12 protein-coding genes are annotated in these 15,165 nt (G+C 39.8%); 5 read left to right on the plus strand and 7 right to left on the minus strand.

Annotated elements, in window-relative coordinates:
• Positions 1-108, minus strand: a 108-nt coding sequence (locus tag Q0W26_RS08815) for a class I tRNA ligase family protein (protein WP_298524084.1), incomplete at its 3' end; no start/stop codon positions are given.
• A gap of 345 nt (positions 109-453) precedes the next feature.
• On the opposite strand from Q0W26_RS08815, the gene priL reads away from it, so the two are divergent.
• The gene (gene priL, locus Q0W26_RS08820) at positions 454-1,785 is read left to right on the plus strand and encodes a DNA primase large subunit PriL (protein ID WP_298524054.1); all 1,332 of its coding nucleotides are present in this window, start codon (positions 454-456) and stop codon (positions 1,783-1,785) included.
• Here priL and Q0W26_RS08825 read toward each other — a convergent pair.
• Complete coding sequence (locus Q0W26_RS08825; protein ID WP_298524057.1) at positions 1,775-2,290, minus strand: hypothetical protein; 516 nt, start codon at positions 2,288-2,290, stop codon at positions 1,775-1,777. The two genes, priL and Q0W26_RS08825, sit on opposite strands and share 11 nt — an antisense overlap.
• A 284-nt stretch (positions 2,291-2,574) precedes the next feature.
• Between Q0W26_RS08825 and priS the strand changes: the two genes are divergently transcribed.
• Positions 2,575-3,552, plus strand: a complete 978-nt coding sequence (priS, locus tag Q0W26_RS08830) for a DNA primase catalytic subunit PriS (protein ID WP_298524061.1) — start codon at positions 2,575-2,577, stop codon at positions 3,550-3,552.
• A gap of 31 nt (positions 3,553-3,583) precedes the next feature.
• Here priS and Q0W26_RS08835 read toward each other — a convergent pair whose 3' ends face one another.
• From Q0W26_RS08835 to cofH, 3 genes are all read right to left on the minus strand, one after another.
• Positions 3,584-9,001, minus strand: coding sequence for an Ig-like domain repeat protein (locus Q0W26_RS08835; protein ID WP_298524064.1), 5,418 nt, complete (start codon positions 8,999-9,001; stop codon positions 3,584-3,586).
• Positions 9,002-9,103: 102 nt separating this feature from the next.
• Complete coding sequence (locus Q0W26_RS08840) at positions 9,104-9,676, minus strand: thymidylate kinase (protein WP_298524067.1); 573 nt, start codon at positions 9,674-9,676, stop codon at positions 9,104-9,106.
• An 8-nt stretch (positions 9,677-9,684) separates the two neighbouring features.
• Positions 9,685-10,803: a 5-amino-6-(D-ribitylamino)uracil--L-tyrosine 4-hydroxyphenyl transferase CofH gene (gene cofH, locus Q0W26_RS08845; RefSeq protein WP_298524070.1), complete on the minus strand. Its 1,119-nt coding sequence runs from the start codon at positions 10,801-10,803 to the stop codon at positions 9,685-9,687.
• Between the two features lie 116 nt (positions 10,804-10,919).
• Here cofH and comD point away from each other — a divergent pair, with 116 nt between their 5' ends.
• The 3 genes from comD to Q0W26_RS08860 all read left to right on the plus strand — a co-directional run bounded on the left by comD (position 10,920) and on the right by Q0W26_RS08860 (position 12,410).
• A complete protein-coding gene (gene comD, locus Q0W26_RS08850) occupies positions 10,920-11,411 on the plus strand; it encodes a sulfopyruvate decarboxylase subunit alpha (RefSeq protein ID WP_298524073.1) in 492 nt (163 codons plus the stop codon).
• 4 nt (positions 11,412-11,415) lie between these two features.
• Entirely contained in the window at positions 11,416-11,958 is a 543-nt protein-coding gene (gene comE, locus Q0W26_RS08855) for a sulfopyruvate decarboxylase subunit beta (protein ID WP_298524075.1), read from the plus strand.
• Positions 11,959-12,107: 149 nt separating this feature from the next.
• Positions 12,108-12,410 (plus strand): MarR family transcriptional regulator, encoded by a 303-nt coding sequence (locus Q0W26_RS08860; protein ID WP_298524077.1) that lies wholly within the window; start codon positions 12,108-12,110, stop codon positions 12,408-12,410.
• A 227-nt stretch (positions 12,411-12,637) separates the two neighbouring features.
• Here Q0W26_RS08860 and Q0W26_RS08865 read toward each other — a convergent pair whose 3' ends face one another.
• Both Q0W26_RS08865 and Q0W26_RS08870 read right to left on the minus strand, forming a co-directional pair.
• Positions 12,638-14,557 carry a hypothetical protein gene (locus tag Q0W26_RS08865; protein ID WP_298524080.1) on the minus strand — a complete coding sequence of 640 codons (1,920 nt, stop codon included), beginning with the start codon at positions 14,555-14,557 and terminating at the stop codon, positions 12,638-12,640.
• A 410-nt stretch (positions 14,558-14,967) separates the two neighbouring features.
• Positions 14,968-15,165, minus strand: a 198-nt coding sequence (locus tag Q0W26_RS08870; RefSeq protein ID WP_298524082.1) for a hypothetical protein, incomplete at its 5' end; no start/stop codon positions are given.

Here is a 15,165-nt window from a genome sequence, read left to right on the forward strand (position 1 = left end):
GTTGTACCTTGCGTATATGTCCGCCGGCAGGTAGGTGGAACGGATGTGGCCTAAATGGCATGGCCCATTTGCATAAGGAAGTGCACATGAAATAAAAATCTTTGACATTTATCTAATCTCCTTAACTATTTTAAACATGATATAATTATGTAATTTATATATTATAAAGTATTATTTTTTAACAGTGTTATATTAAGCAGAAGTGAATTTGAAAATTAAAAAAAAATTTATTTGTGAAAATTTGGTGAAAAAGAACATTATCAAATAATAACGGAAAATGAATTAATTTAAACTAATATAATATATTTTTAAAAACATAATTTGAGGATTTGAAAAGGAAATTCTTGAGGGTGAAAGAAATTTCACCCGCCATCACCCCATTTCCAACAAAAAAGCAATATTGATTTTAAAAATGAGTTATCTATTTAATGAATGAAATAAAAAGTTAAGAACATGGCTGAAGTATCATATATCAACCCATTGTCAAACGAAGGAAGACAGATCATCAGACAGTACGGTGACTTAAACCAGATTTTTGAGGAGGATGAATCCTTAATCGACATTATCATCCACACCACAAACCAGAGAATCTCAGATGACAGCATCATTCCAAAATCATACCATGACCTTGCAATAAAACGCATGCAATGGGCAATCGAGAAAAAGAACAACAAAAACTACACCCAGGCCGAATTCGAATACCTCACAAACGACAACCTATTCATGCAGGATGTAGTCACCTTTCACATATTATGCCAGGCCATAGCTATCCAGTTCAACACAGGCTCACGTGAGACAAGACTCTTCGTCGAGTCCCAGGGAACACTGATTATGGAGAGACTTGCAAAAATACCTCCAATGTCCAGGGCTGAAATCATCGATGAAGTGTTGGAAGAAGTTAAAACAGACGGAGCGATACACTGGAAATCCCTAAGGGACGTTGTAGCAACCAAAAAGCTCAAGCTTACAGATTTATTGATTGACAACGGAGAAATCATTCTCCAGCAGGACGACTTTCTGGGCAGGTTTGCAGACAAGTTCACCGACAGAAGCCCGGAGAGAATGTATGGAATACTTATCGGTGACAGCGTCAAGGAACAGATCCTGTCAAGACTCATCATGCAGAAAACAGAAGAATACATTGCAAGAATCAAGGAAATGTCTGCAAGAATCGAAATACACCCTGCAATACTGAAAATAGGTGAAGAATTAAAGGATTTCATCCCTGAAGAAATCGGAAAATACAACCAGTATTATGCGGGAAGCGGAGGAATCTACGGAACAGTTCAAGCCGGAAAACTTAACCCTGAAGCGTTTCCACCTTGCATAAAATCAACAGTTGAGGGAGTCTCATCAGGCGGGCGTAACGATGCAATCGTGCTTCTTTTAACATCATTTGCTTCATATGCAAGATTGTATCCGAGAATATTCGCATCAGACGAATCCGTCAAGGTGTCAGATATGGACCCTGATTTGTCAATCACTGAAAATGAAATCCTGCCTTTGATATTTGACGCTGCAGACAACTGTACACCACCATTATTTGAAGACCAGCCTCAGGAAAAAATCAACATCATTTCAAAATTAGGCTTCGGAATGCATGATCGGGTAGACATCAACCATGAGGGCGAAACCAAATGGTACACTCCGATGAGCTGCGAGAAAATTAAGATTCACCTGCCTAACCTGTGCCATCCGGACAAGTCATGCAAAGGAATAAACAATCCGCTGTCCTGTTACGGACGCAAGAAGTTCCAGTTGGACAAGGAAGCTCCTAAAGACTAGACTGGGAAAACTGAAACGGATTGTGATCCTCATAGATTGCATCATAATACCTGTTTAAAATCTTTGATTCCCACATGTTATAGTTGGCGCGTTCCTCTTTTTCAAAGTTATATGCCAGAATTCCTATAGTGCGCTCATACTCGTCAATGCCCTTCTTTTCGCAGAAATCAGTTATGATGTCGGGAACGTAATCGCACGGGTCATCACTGCTGAAGTCAAGAAATTCCTCATATTCGCTTTTGGAGAAGAAATCCTGTTCGCTTACAGGCTCCTCATGAGATTCAATAGTAAACAGTTCAATGTAGATTTCAGTGGCCATATGCAGCTGATTGAAATCAACACCCAAACCGTAAACATTGCCTGTCTCAAGGTTCAAGACAGTGTGGCCTGTCTTTATGCCTGGCAGCCAATTGTCATAAGCCGGCTTTACGATGTCTTCAGGTGACAGTCCCGACAGGACAGTCTTTAAGTGTTCAACCCCAATCACTTCAACAAATTCGTTCATGTGGTTATATTTAAAAATAGAGAATAATAAAGTTATCCAAAAAATGAGCAGAATCTTATAAATGGAGGAAAATTATCATTATATGAATGATAATTTTCGCAATGAAAAAATCTTCCAAACTATGAAGTTTAACAATGTTTGTCATGAAACCATGTGAACAATACTATTCACACAGCCATATAATATATAAAAATCATGATAAATAAACTTATTTGTGAAAGTGCACATCCGTGCAAAACCGCACTTGCCAAATTAATATATACTTTAAAAATAAACTTATAATCATGTTTTCTAAAGCTACAATAAAAGAGCGAAGACAATACTATCGTGAAGAATGGGACCCGAAAGACCTGCCTTCATTCATCGCCACCGACATAAAGAAGCGGGAGTTCGGTTTTGACCATAACGGCAGAGGCCCTAACGACAGATACAAAGTCTTTAGAGGAACAGAGTCCCTTCGTAAATTCCTTCGATACAAGGCTCCTTTTGCAGCATACATTTCCGTTGCATTCTACAACAACCCAAAAAGAAGGGAAGATTGGCTTAAGGCAGAATACATCTTCGATGTTGATGCTAAAGACATTCCAATCAGGTCATGTCAATGTGACGGAGTGTGCGAGATATGTCTTGGTGAAGCTTTAGAAATAGTCAACAACCTTATAGACACTCTTGAATCTGATTTGGGCCTTAAAAACATTCATCTCATCTATTCCGGACGTGGATATCACATCAGGATTCTTGATAAGGAGATGATGGGGGCAAACAGCGAACTGAGATCTGAAGTCCTCAAGTATGTTGCGGGTGCCGAGGTTCCGAAATCACATTTCATGAACTCTGAAATATCAAACCAAAGCTTCAACTTTGAGCATTTCACAATTCCTGTGGGATATTCCAAGATATTCACAGACAAGGTCAAGTTCAACGTTCAGCATCTGGTCGGGAATGAAAAGATTGACGGAATCAATCCAAAGCTCATGAAGGACATCGTAGCTTCAAGACATCACCTTGAAAACGACAATTGGGGTTTGTTTAAAAAGGACATCGGCCCTAGAAGATACAAGAATCTTGTTGAAGCCATGGCAAGAGTGAATCTTGCAACAATTGATGCAAAGGTTACAATAGACTTGAAACGTATCCTGAGACTTCCTTCATCACTACACTCAAAGGTAAGCATGAAATGCATGGAAGTTAAAGACAGGGAAACCTTCGATCCGTTTGACAAGGCAGTTCCTAAATTCGTTTATGAGAGAAAAGGAATTTAAAAAAAAAGATTAAAAAAGCAGAAGATGACTTCTACTTTCTTACAATTATTTTTACTGTTTTTGTTATGGCCTTATAGTAAGCGTTTCCGGAATATTTGATGGTCGCCTTGAAAGTGCCAGTTTTTGTGAGTTTTTTGAGGTTTAGAGTCACTTTTCCTTTTGAATTGGTTTTTCCGGAGTATGTCTTACCTGCAACCTTTAAGGTTACCTTCTGATTTTTGAGGATTTTGTTTTTGCTGTTCTTTAATGTCAAGGTATATTTTTTGGTTGCCTTTACCTTATATGACTTTTGAGACGCAATAATCTTGGAAGCCATCTTTTTGACTGTTACAGAGGTATAAGCAACTTTGCTTCCGACATTTACCTCAACATTATAATATCCAGGAACGAAATTGCAGTTGAATTTCACATAACCGTTGCTGTCGGTAGTCACATCATAGAAGTCTGTGAGGAAGTAGTTTGCATCATAGAATTCCACATACACTCCTTGCTTGACCAGCGGTTTTCCATTCAAGTCAGTGACTCTGATTTGCAACTTATTTGAATCGCTGTAAGTTTTAGACAGGCTTTTTACAGTTATCTTGCATTGTGTTTCGGTAACTGTAAGTTTTGAATACTTTTCCTCGCCTGTAACCGGATTTGTAATTAAAACATCATATGTGCCAGGATTTAAAACGACATCACTCATTGCAACACCGTTGCTGTTTGTTGTTGCGATGTATGAACCTACATCGATTTGGAATGTTGCATCCTTATTTAAAACAGGCCTTCCGTCCTTGTCCAGGAATTTGGCAGAAACGTTTGCATGTTCAAAGTCAACAGTTGAATCCTCAGCAATGATTGTTGATTTGACTGTTACCTTGGATGAAACTGATTCACCGCCATATTTGGAAATGAAGGTATAGGTTCCAGGATATAGCTTGACAATGATTGAAGCAACACCGTTGACATCGGTAGTAAGATCATAGACCTCATCATCAACTGTTAGCTTTACGTCGGCATTGTAGACAGCCTGATTGTTTTTAAAGACAGTGACGTTGTAGACGTCAAACTTGCCATAATACATTGTCATGTCCTTGGCTGTCAATTTGATTGTGTCCTTTACTGTGGTGAATCTGATTGTAGATGAGGTTGCTGAAGCGTAATATGTATTTCCATTGTATTTTGCATATGCTGAGTGTGTTCCCTGAGCCAGGGTAGTCAGATACAGGCTTGCAGAACCGTCAATGATTTTTACAGTATGTGTCTCATCGCCAACAGTGAAAACAACATTGCCTGTTGCATCTGAAGGAAGAGTGGCCTTAAGATTAACTGAACTTCCGGTGACTGAACTTGTTATTGTGATTTCAGGAGCGGCCTTGTTGATTGTCAGCCTGAATTTTCTCTGCTCTTCTGTCACAGGGTTTTTGACAATGACATTGTAAGAACCTGGAGCATAGTCAAGGTCCACTGCCGCAAGACCGTTGCCGTTGGTGGTTGCATAAAATGTCAGTCCACCTATTTCAAATGAAGCCACCTTATTTGAAACTGCTGCACCGTTTGAATCCAGAAATGTTGCAGCAATTCTTGTTGAAGGATATGTTGAGCTCATGTCACTTGCTGTGATTGTGCTTTTGACAGTGACTTTTGATTTGACTGAAACGTCATCATATCCGCAGACAAACTCATATGTTCCCGGATCCAATTCAATTGCAATGGAAGCTATACCCTTTGAGTTTGTTTTAAACTCATATGCATTGTTTCCCATCTTAAGGGTGATGATTTCATAAGCCGCCTGGACATTATTTTTATATAATGCGATGTTATAGTTGCCTCCATAATATACTGTGGAATTAGGGGCAATTATAGTGATTGTTTCCTTGTCTGAGACTGTGAATTCTATTGTTTGGGATTTTGCTGAATAATAGTTGCTGTTGCCGTCGTATCGGACATATGCGGAATATGTTTTAACTTCCATATCGCTTAAAATCAGACTTGCAAAACCATTGCTGATTGTTCTTGAATATTCTTCATTTCCAATGACGAAAACAAAATTTCCAGTGACACCAGAAGAGATATTGGCAGATAAAGTAACTTTTTTGCCGATGACTGAACTTCCAAGTGAAATTGTTGGAGTTGCCTTGTTGATAGTCAAATTGAATTTCTTTTCCTCTCCTGTGGCCGGATTTCTGGCAATAACCTTGTAAGTTCCAGGACCGTAATCAAGAGTTATAGCTGCAAAACCGTTGCGGTCAGTGGTTGTCCCAATAAGCAGCCTTCCTATTTCAAATGTCACTTCATTATTTGAAAGGGCTGCTCCATTCGTATCAAGGAATGTTGCACTGGCCTTTGCTGAAGGATATGTGCCGCTCATGTCACTTGCAGTTATTGTTGTTTTTACAGTGACTTTTGATGAAACTGACAAACCGCCATATTCTGTTACAACGTCATAGATTCCCACATCAAGATTCAAATCAACGCTTGCCCTTCCGTTGGAATCGGTAGTGACAGTGTGCAGTTCATCTCCGATTTTAACCTTAACGCTCATGTCGCTTAAGGCGACACCGTTATTGGTCAGTTTGACTGTGAACTTGTCGGAACTTCCATAGTACTTGACGACATCAGCCGCATCGATTGTGACGGATGAATCCGCTTTAACTACATTGAAGTTGAAACTGATGACATTGGACTCGTAGATGTTGTTTTTGTATTGGGCGGACATTGCATAACTTCCCTCCTTATCAATGCTGACTTTAAGGCAAGCCTGACCGTTGTCAACCAATGCATAATATTTCTTGGAGTTAATGTCAAATGTGACCAACCCTCCGCTTATCTTGGAATCTGAGAATCTGACGTTTATGCTGACCTCATCATTTAAAATGACACTTGTAAATGGAGTTGCTGAGATTGTAACCTTTTCCATGCTTAACGGAGTGGTGAATGCCTTTATGCATGCAATGTGCAGTGAGCCGTTGATGAGAGTCTTGTCCAAATCCCACCATGACTTGCCGTCATAATAGAATGAAATACCCTCAGTACCAAAGTATTTAACACCATAGTCCCCATATGAAAGAGGAATGTATTTGGTGCCCTTGTTGTTGATTTTGAAGACAACTGAAAACTCGTCGCCTTTGGAAAGCCTGATTTTTTCTGTGAGCGGAATGGTATAGTATCCTGCAGGACTGTATCCATTTTGAGTCAATACCAGTGAATCCTTGTGATAAACGAATATTGTATAGTCTGTAGGGTCCCTGAAGAATGTGGAAACCGCAGCAAGGTTCTCGTTATCCATTGCCCAGAACACGTTTTTATACATGACTGAGTCTATGTCTGTTTCATAGAGGTCGTTTATGGCATAGATGTCGTACTGGTAGTTTCTAACGTAAGTTTCTGTATTGTTGAATACAAAGGTATAGACATAGTTTACGTTTGCGGACAGGTATTGGTTCATGAACGGTCGCTCGTAGGACATGTAAGAGAATCCTGCATCTTCCCAATCTGTTCCCCAACTGTTTTTGAAAATCCATGCTCCTTTGGTGTAGTTGCCTGAATAATCCTCACCATTGTAGTTGTCATCCCATCCGACAAGGCATATTGTGTGATATCCTGTTATGAACTTTACGCTGACTGTGACTGCACCATAGTCCATGATTGCCCTTTTTATGGCGTCATTGTCTGATGAATCCTTACGCACAGGTATGCAGTAGATGTTTGGAACCTGTATGAGCGGATCGTAGATTTCTGATAGGAATGCGAAGTCATCGAATGTGTCATCGCTGTCATTTATAGGTCCCAGCCAGCTTGCAATATAACTGAAAAGCATCGGTTCGTTTCCGCCGTCATCAGGATCGCCCTTGGTTCCGAATATGGAATACCATGTCATCAGATTCTTTATGTTCTGTTCTGAAAAGTCATATGTGATTCCGGTTGCCTTTTTTAGACATGCTTCCAAGGTTGCAAGTGCTCCGAATGCCCAACATGAACCGCTGTCTCCCTGGTCTTTAACTGGAGTGATATAACCGTAATCTCTTGAATCATATTTTGAAGGCAAAGCGCCCTCTGATGCGGGAGAGTAGCTGATGATTGGAGCTACAATATTGCTTGCAACATCATATCTGGTGAATTCATCTTCGCTGTTTACTATGTAGAAATCGCTTCCTGAATATGCTTTGGAATTTGTGAATGTGGCTGTGGAATTGTTTATGATTGAAGCCACAAGGGAGCAGTAGATTGCCCCTCCGTAATATGCCTCAGAGTTGATGAACTGAGTATGGTCAAGATTTAAGACCCCGTACATGTCATATACCGCACCGCCGTAGCCAGCATAGCTGTCAGTGAATGTAGAGTAACTCAATATCAAATCACCTTTGAGGCTGCAGACAGACCCTCCGTAAAATGCCTGTGCATTTTTAAATTCACAGTTGGTGATGTTGGCATTGCTTTTTTCTGTGTAAACTGCACCGCCTTCACCCATTAATGAAATGCATCTTCTGAACTTGACGGAATTCAAATAAAGGTCAGATGACCTTATGGCCACAGCCCCTCCGAAACTGGATGATGTTGAATAATCAATGTCTGAGTAGTAAATGCCCAAATCACTGTCTACACAATAGATTGACCCCCCATGTGAAGCGGAGTTGTTTGAAAAATATGATGCGGAAACTGTCAAGTCCGAATTGATGGCATATATGGAACCCCCTCCACGAACAGCACGCGAATTGTAAAACTGAGATCCTCTGATTTCAAGGCAGGTAGAGTTACAGGCAATGGCACCGCCATACAATGCAGCGTTATCTGCAAACATGCAGTTGTTGATGTATACGTAATTGAGGTATTCGTCAGGTGAGACGCTGACAATGACTCCGCCGTAAGAGGAATTGAAATCGTCATCCTCATCATGCAATATTGAAGGGATGCGGTATCCTGTAAATCCAACGCTGTTCTGGAAAACCACATTGTTGGCTGTCAGTGTTCCCTTATTGTAGATGTGGACATTGTCGAATGTGATGTTTTCCAAATCAAGCCTATAGCCCTGATTTACTGTGAATGTGAACATGTTTGTTGAGGTTGTCCTGAAAATCGCATCTGAACTCTCACCTATTAGCCTTACGTTGCCTTTGCTGAGAGTGTATGCGCTAGTGGAATATTCATAAATTCCGTTTGCAAAATAAGCGGTCTGCCCGTTGGCAAGCCTTGAAGAATAAAATTTGTTGTAGGGATTGTTTATTGAACCGTCCCCGTCCTTTGTAGCTGATGCATCAAAATAAACTGTGCCTGAAGCGGCCAATACATCATCGTTTTGTATTAATGTCTTATTGTCTGATTCATGCGTCGTGGACAAGTCCTGCGACACGATATCCTGTGAAATTATATCGCCGGTTGCATTTCCATCGCTTGCACTTACTGAAGAGATGCACAGGAAAATGCAGAGCACTGTGAAAATGACCAGCAATCCCTTTTTATGATTCATGATTATACTCCAATTTTTTTAATTGATATATAATCTGTTCAAACTACTATTAATTAATTATCATTAAAGAAAAAGCTTTACGGAAAAAAGAGTTTTGTGAATCTATTCGGATTCAAGGCATTTGCCGATAATCTTTTGTGAAATGACCTCAATCGGGTCGTCGCCTGAAACAACATTCCATTCATATGTCACGTTTTTGGTTCTGGAACGTACCTTTATAAGTGATTCAAGGCTGTCAAACATCTCTTCATTATCACCGCGTGATTCTATCCTTCTTTTGGACTCTTCTGGAGACACGTCCAAAAAGAACATGCAGTCCGATTTCGGAAGAAGAAACGAAACTATCTTATATACTAGAACGTTTATGCCGTTTGGAAGGTAGGCCACTGCCATGGTGTATCTTGAAAATATCACGACATCGGTGTCCTTGTTGTAATAGTACTTGCGAACTGACCTTATTGCATCAAGGCCAAAATAAACTGTGGCTTTGAGGTGATTCCATTTTCCTTTCTTTAGAAGTGCCATCTTTGATTTTCTGCCGTATCTGTTATCGCAGCACGGATGGGAACGTATTGTAACGTCCCGGCCTCTTGCCCTATACATTTCTGCAAGCAGTTCAACCTGTGTGTCCTTTCCTGATCCGTCCAGTCCGTCAATGACGATGAATTTCTTCATGTTATCCCCTATTCAATCGGGTAGAATTCGGTATATGTGGAATTTCTCTCTATCGGATTTCTTCCCAAATCCCTGACCATTTTGCTTAAGGTTTCGATTGACGCTTCAACACCATCCGGAGCGCCTGATGCTTCTGAAAGCTCGTCACCGCCTAATGTTCCTCCCAGATCATTGGCACCTGCCATAAGTGAAACCTGCGCAAATCTGAAGCCCATCTTCACCCATGAAACCTGGATGTTCGGTATGAGGTCCCTGAGCATCAGCCTTGAAACGGCATAGAGTTTCAGATCCTGAGTTCCTGTGGCTCCAAGGTTTGACTGGCCTTCCAAAAAGATTGGGGAAAACTCGTGCATGAATGTCATTGGGATGAATTCCGTGAATCCACCTGTATCCTCCTGAATCTGTCTGATAATGTCGATATGCTCTACCCTTTCTGCCAATGTCTCGACGTGTCCGTACATTATTGTAGCTGATCCTACAATTCCGACTTCCTGGGCTGTCTTAATGATGTCAATCCATTCTGCCACGCTTACCTTTTCGGGACATATTATTTCCCTTGAGCGGTCTGTAAGTATCTCAGCGGCAGTTCCGGGCAATGTGTCAAGCCCCGCCTTTTTGAGGATTTCAAAACCTTCGGCAATGTCGATTCCTGAAACCCTACATGCATCGCGAACCATTGTCGGTGAAAAGCCGTGTATTGCAACGTCGGGATGGGCGTCCTTGAGAAGTGTCAGGAGATGTTCGTAATATTCTATGTCTGCATCGGGAAGCACCCCTCCCATGAGTGTGAATTCACGAGCGCCGTTTGCAACTGCACCTTCGGCCTTTTTTAGAATCTGCTCATCGTTGAGTATATATGATTCAGGGTCATCGGCATCCTTTCCGAATGCGCAGAATCCGCATCTGACCTGGCAGATGTTTGTAAAATTGATGTTGCAGTTGTTGATGAATGTAACATCATTTCCAGAAATTTTTTCCCTTAAAAAATCAGCGGTTGCAAGCAACGGATGCAAATCGGCTCCGTTAATGTTCATAAGATGATTGGCTTCCTCAACTGTTATGGATTCATCCAATGCATTTGTCAGAATTCTTTCCGTTTTAGAAGAAATCGGCAGTTTATCAAACATGATTTTATATTACTCTAAAGTTAAATAAAAAGGTTACTATAATGTTAAGCCAATTAAATTAAATTTAAATATCTTTTAAGATATAATAATGTATTATACTAAATTGAAGTGATAAGATGGACAGTAGTGAAGCTATTTATGATGCATTTAAGGACATAGGAATCGACTTTGTCGTGAGTGTCCCATGCGTCAATCTATCAAAAGTGCTGGATATGCTTGACGATGACGATGAGATAATCCACATTCCTGTTACACGTGAAGAGGAAGGGATTGGAATCTGTGCAGGAGCATATCTGGGCGGCAAGAAGCCTGCAATCCTGATGCAGAATTCAGGACTTGGAAACTCGATAAACGCATTGAAGTCCCTCAGCGAATTGTATGAATTCCCTCTGCTGATGATAATGAGCCACAGGGGAACCGAAGGGGAAAGCATATGCGGACAGGTGCCAATGGGCGAGGCCACACCAAGACTCCTTGAAGCGATGGACTTCAACTTCTTCAAGCCTACAAATCCCGCAGGAGCATATGAGGACATCATGGAATCATGGGACATGTCAGTTGAAGAGGGAAAGCCGGTTTCAGTACTTTTGGAAATTAAATATTGGTGATAACATGGCAAGAAGAGAAGCTATTGAAGAAATTATGAAAAGCATTGAAGATGAACTGGTAGTGTGCAACATCGGATTTCCTTCAAGAGAACTGTACGACATCATGGACCGTGACGAGAACTTCTACATGATCGGTTCAATGGGACTTGCCTCATCAATAGGATTTGGCCTGGCCATTGCAAGACCCGACAAAAAGGTTGTCGTCATTGACGGAGACGGGTCACTGCTGATGAACATGGGCTCACTCGTAACAATTTTTGCAACTAATCCTTCCAATCTCACATGGATTGTCATTGACAACGGCGCCTACGGCTCAACCGGAAATCAGGACACCTATGCGCAGATGCTTGATTTGGCAGACATTGCAAAAAGCGTCGGATTTAAAAACAGCAGTGACTTCGATGACATTGACTTGAGAAAGATGATAGAAAGCGACAATGCCAGCTTCATCGTGTATGAAACCGAATCCGGAAACTCAACCGCACCAATCATTGACATCACACCTATTGAAATTAAAGAAAGATTCATGAATGCCATCAACGAATGATGGCGCCCTTACTTATTTTTTACAAAATTGCACTGAACGTCTAAAAAAGATGACATTTGTACATCTGATACATTATTTATTACAAAAATGTTAAAAAAAACAGATAATTAATACACAAAAATAAATCTAACATGTTCTAATCTAAGGTTATGGATGAAGAAGATTTATTTATAATGTTTGGCTTTTTAAAAATCTCGAAATTTAGGGCAAGTATTTTAATGGCACTCGAAGATGATGTAATGATGCCTTCAGAACTCGCACACATGCTAAATCTGAAACCAGCACAGATATCAAATGCGTTGATGGATATGAAAGGAAAAAATCTGGTGCGCTGCCTCAATGAGAAAGTGAATAAAGGCAGACTCTACACCTGCACCGATTATGGAAGGGACATCATGCATGAGTATGTCCACTACTTCGGTTACCCGCCAGAAGCCCTCCATGTCAGTTGATTTAAAAGAAATGTGCTTCAAGCAAATGAAATCTATTGACATCATTGATGAAATAATGCATTGCTGAGTGAATCTGGTGAAAGATAATGTGAATTGCAATCATCTGTTGTGATGACATCTACATATTCTGGCAAATCCAGATGATATTAACATCGGATTTTGCAGAGAAATGTCACAGGCAGGATAGAGATGCTGAAAATGAAAAAAATAAGTAACTGCCAATGCAGCTACTTTTTAATTTTTACTGTCTTTTTGACAGTATCTTTAAGGTATGTTGCCTGGTAAGTTACTTTCTTGCCAACCTTAAGCTTTTTGAGGACTTTAGATTTAATAGTAACTTTTGCAACACCTTTCTTGTTGGTTTTTGCAGTGTACTTTTTGCCGTTGAACTTGAAGGTGATCTTTTTGTTTTTGAGGTATTTACCATTGACTTTGCCTAAAGTTGCCTGCAAGACCAGTTTTTTGGCTGATTTTTTAACTGCCACACTTTTAAGTGAAACCAAGTGTTTTACAGTCAATTTGGACTGCACTGTCCTTTCAAGAGATGTTATTGTGAGCTTGTAGGTTCCAGGCACTTGTGTCACCTTGAAACTTGCAACCCCTAATGCAGTGGTGTATAGCGGATTGAATGCTTTTCCGTTGATTTTTATGCTCACCAGAGCATTGCGAGCGGCAATTCCTTCAGATTCATATACTGTTATCAAATATTTTTGACCTGCAGCATAGAGAACTGATATATTCGGAGCTGAAATCCGAGTTAGAATGAAAAGAATGGTTGCAGTCGAATTCTTTTCAAATCCCGGGTAATTCTCATCACCGGAATATCTGAATGTTATCGGAAATGTCCCATCCTTATATTTTGACAAGTCAATTTTTGCAATACCTTTTACTATTTCAACCACTGCAACACTATTTCCATCTATAAAGAGTTCAAGAGTACCTTTTGCATCGGATGGGAGTGTTATTGTGATTATTCCATCATCATTGGATGTTATGTTTTTTGGAATGATTTCAGCATAATTGTTTGGTGAGTTGATTGCATTAGCTGTCTTTTCATTCACAACACAGTCAAAAATTATCCCTCCGAATATTACACTGCCTGATTTTACTTTGTTGTTTTCAAATGTGGAATTAGATATTCTTGCGATGCTCTCTTCATCGACATATACGGCGCTTCCCTCATTTGCCAAACATCCTGTGAAATTGCAATCGTTGATAAGAACTTCAGGACCTGAAAAGGAACTGACATAAATTCCACCACCGTACAATCCCGCAGAACAGTCCATGAAATTACATTTAACGAGGGTTGTGAAATATCCAATTTCACCTCCGTATGCTAGAGTGCCACTGCTTGGAGTGGAACATTTTGTGAAATTGCAATTGCTGACGACGGAATCACCCCAAACTGAAATTGCACTTCCGTCACCATCACTGTAACAGTTTATGAAAATGCTGTCGCTGATGTTGCAGTTACCTGCACTGATTGCACCTCCACCATTGAAGTGAAGCCCATAATCCTTATCGGAACAGTTGATGAAAATGCAGTTGTTGACTATGCGAATCACCTCGTCAGTGCTTTCAAATGCAATTGCACCTCCACCAAAATCGCCTAGTGAAGAACAGTTTGTGAAATTACAGTTGATGGCTGAACCTGCAGAATTAAAATAGATTGCGCCTCCACCATATCCGTCCTTTACATGACAGTTTTCAAAGCTGCAGTTTATGATGCTACCTTCTGCATCATATCTGTAGTGTATGGCACCTCCACCATCTTCATCATTGCAATATGTGTTCTTGAAAACAATATTCTGGAGAGTAACTGTTGAAGATACAATGCTGAAGACTTTAGATGCATTGTTTGCATCAATAACATGGCCTTTACCGTCTATTGTTATCGATTTAGAAATTGTTATCTGAGATTCATTTCCCTTGTTTTGATAATCCTTATCCAATTCCAGAATGCCATTTTCTGAAGTATTACCGATTAATGCGGAAAGATCAGAAAATGTTCCTTCTCCTGTTCCCAGAAATTCATCTGACTCAATGAAAGAAGAGTCAATGATTGAATCTTCACTGACTGCCAGTTCCTGTGACGTCACATTCCCGTCAGCCGCACTGACAGCCGCCATTGTTAAAATCGTTAGCATCAACGATATAAATATCATCCTTTTTACATTCATATTATCCCTAAATTGTAACTAATTGAATATGGATTTATTTTTCTTGGCCGAAGTATATAAAATTTAATAGAAAACAATTGCTTTATATAAGTTTTTTAGAAAAATGAAAAAACAGTTAAACTATATTCAAACACGGATGATTTAAAGATTGAATCAAATCCAAAACAGATTCAATATGCTTCAAAAAACAGCCAATAATCTTTGACATTAACAAAATCAATTGCAGATTATTAATCGGATTTGACATTAACGTTGGCGATTGAGAAATACATGAAAACTTCAAAGAGAGGATATATCCAAAGTAAAATCCGATTAAAAAGTAAAAACATTGCCGTTAATGTGAAAAATAAAAAAGAAATGAGGAAAGATTAATTCCTCTATTTTTTAACTTTTACAGTCTTTTTGACCGTATCTTTCAGGTATGTAGCCTGATAGGTTACTTTCTTGCCAACCTTAAGCTTTTTGAGGACTTTAGATTTAATAGTTACTTTTGCAACGCCTTTCTTGTTGGTTTTTGCAGTGTACTTTTTACCCTTGAACTTGAAGGTGATCTTCTTGTTTTTGAGATATTTTTT

The sequence above is a fragment of the uncultured Methanobrevibacter sp. genome, from assembly GCF_947169325.1.
GTDB lineage: Archaea > Methanobacteriota > Methanobacteria > Methanobacteriales > Methanobacteriaceae > Methanocatella.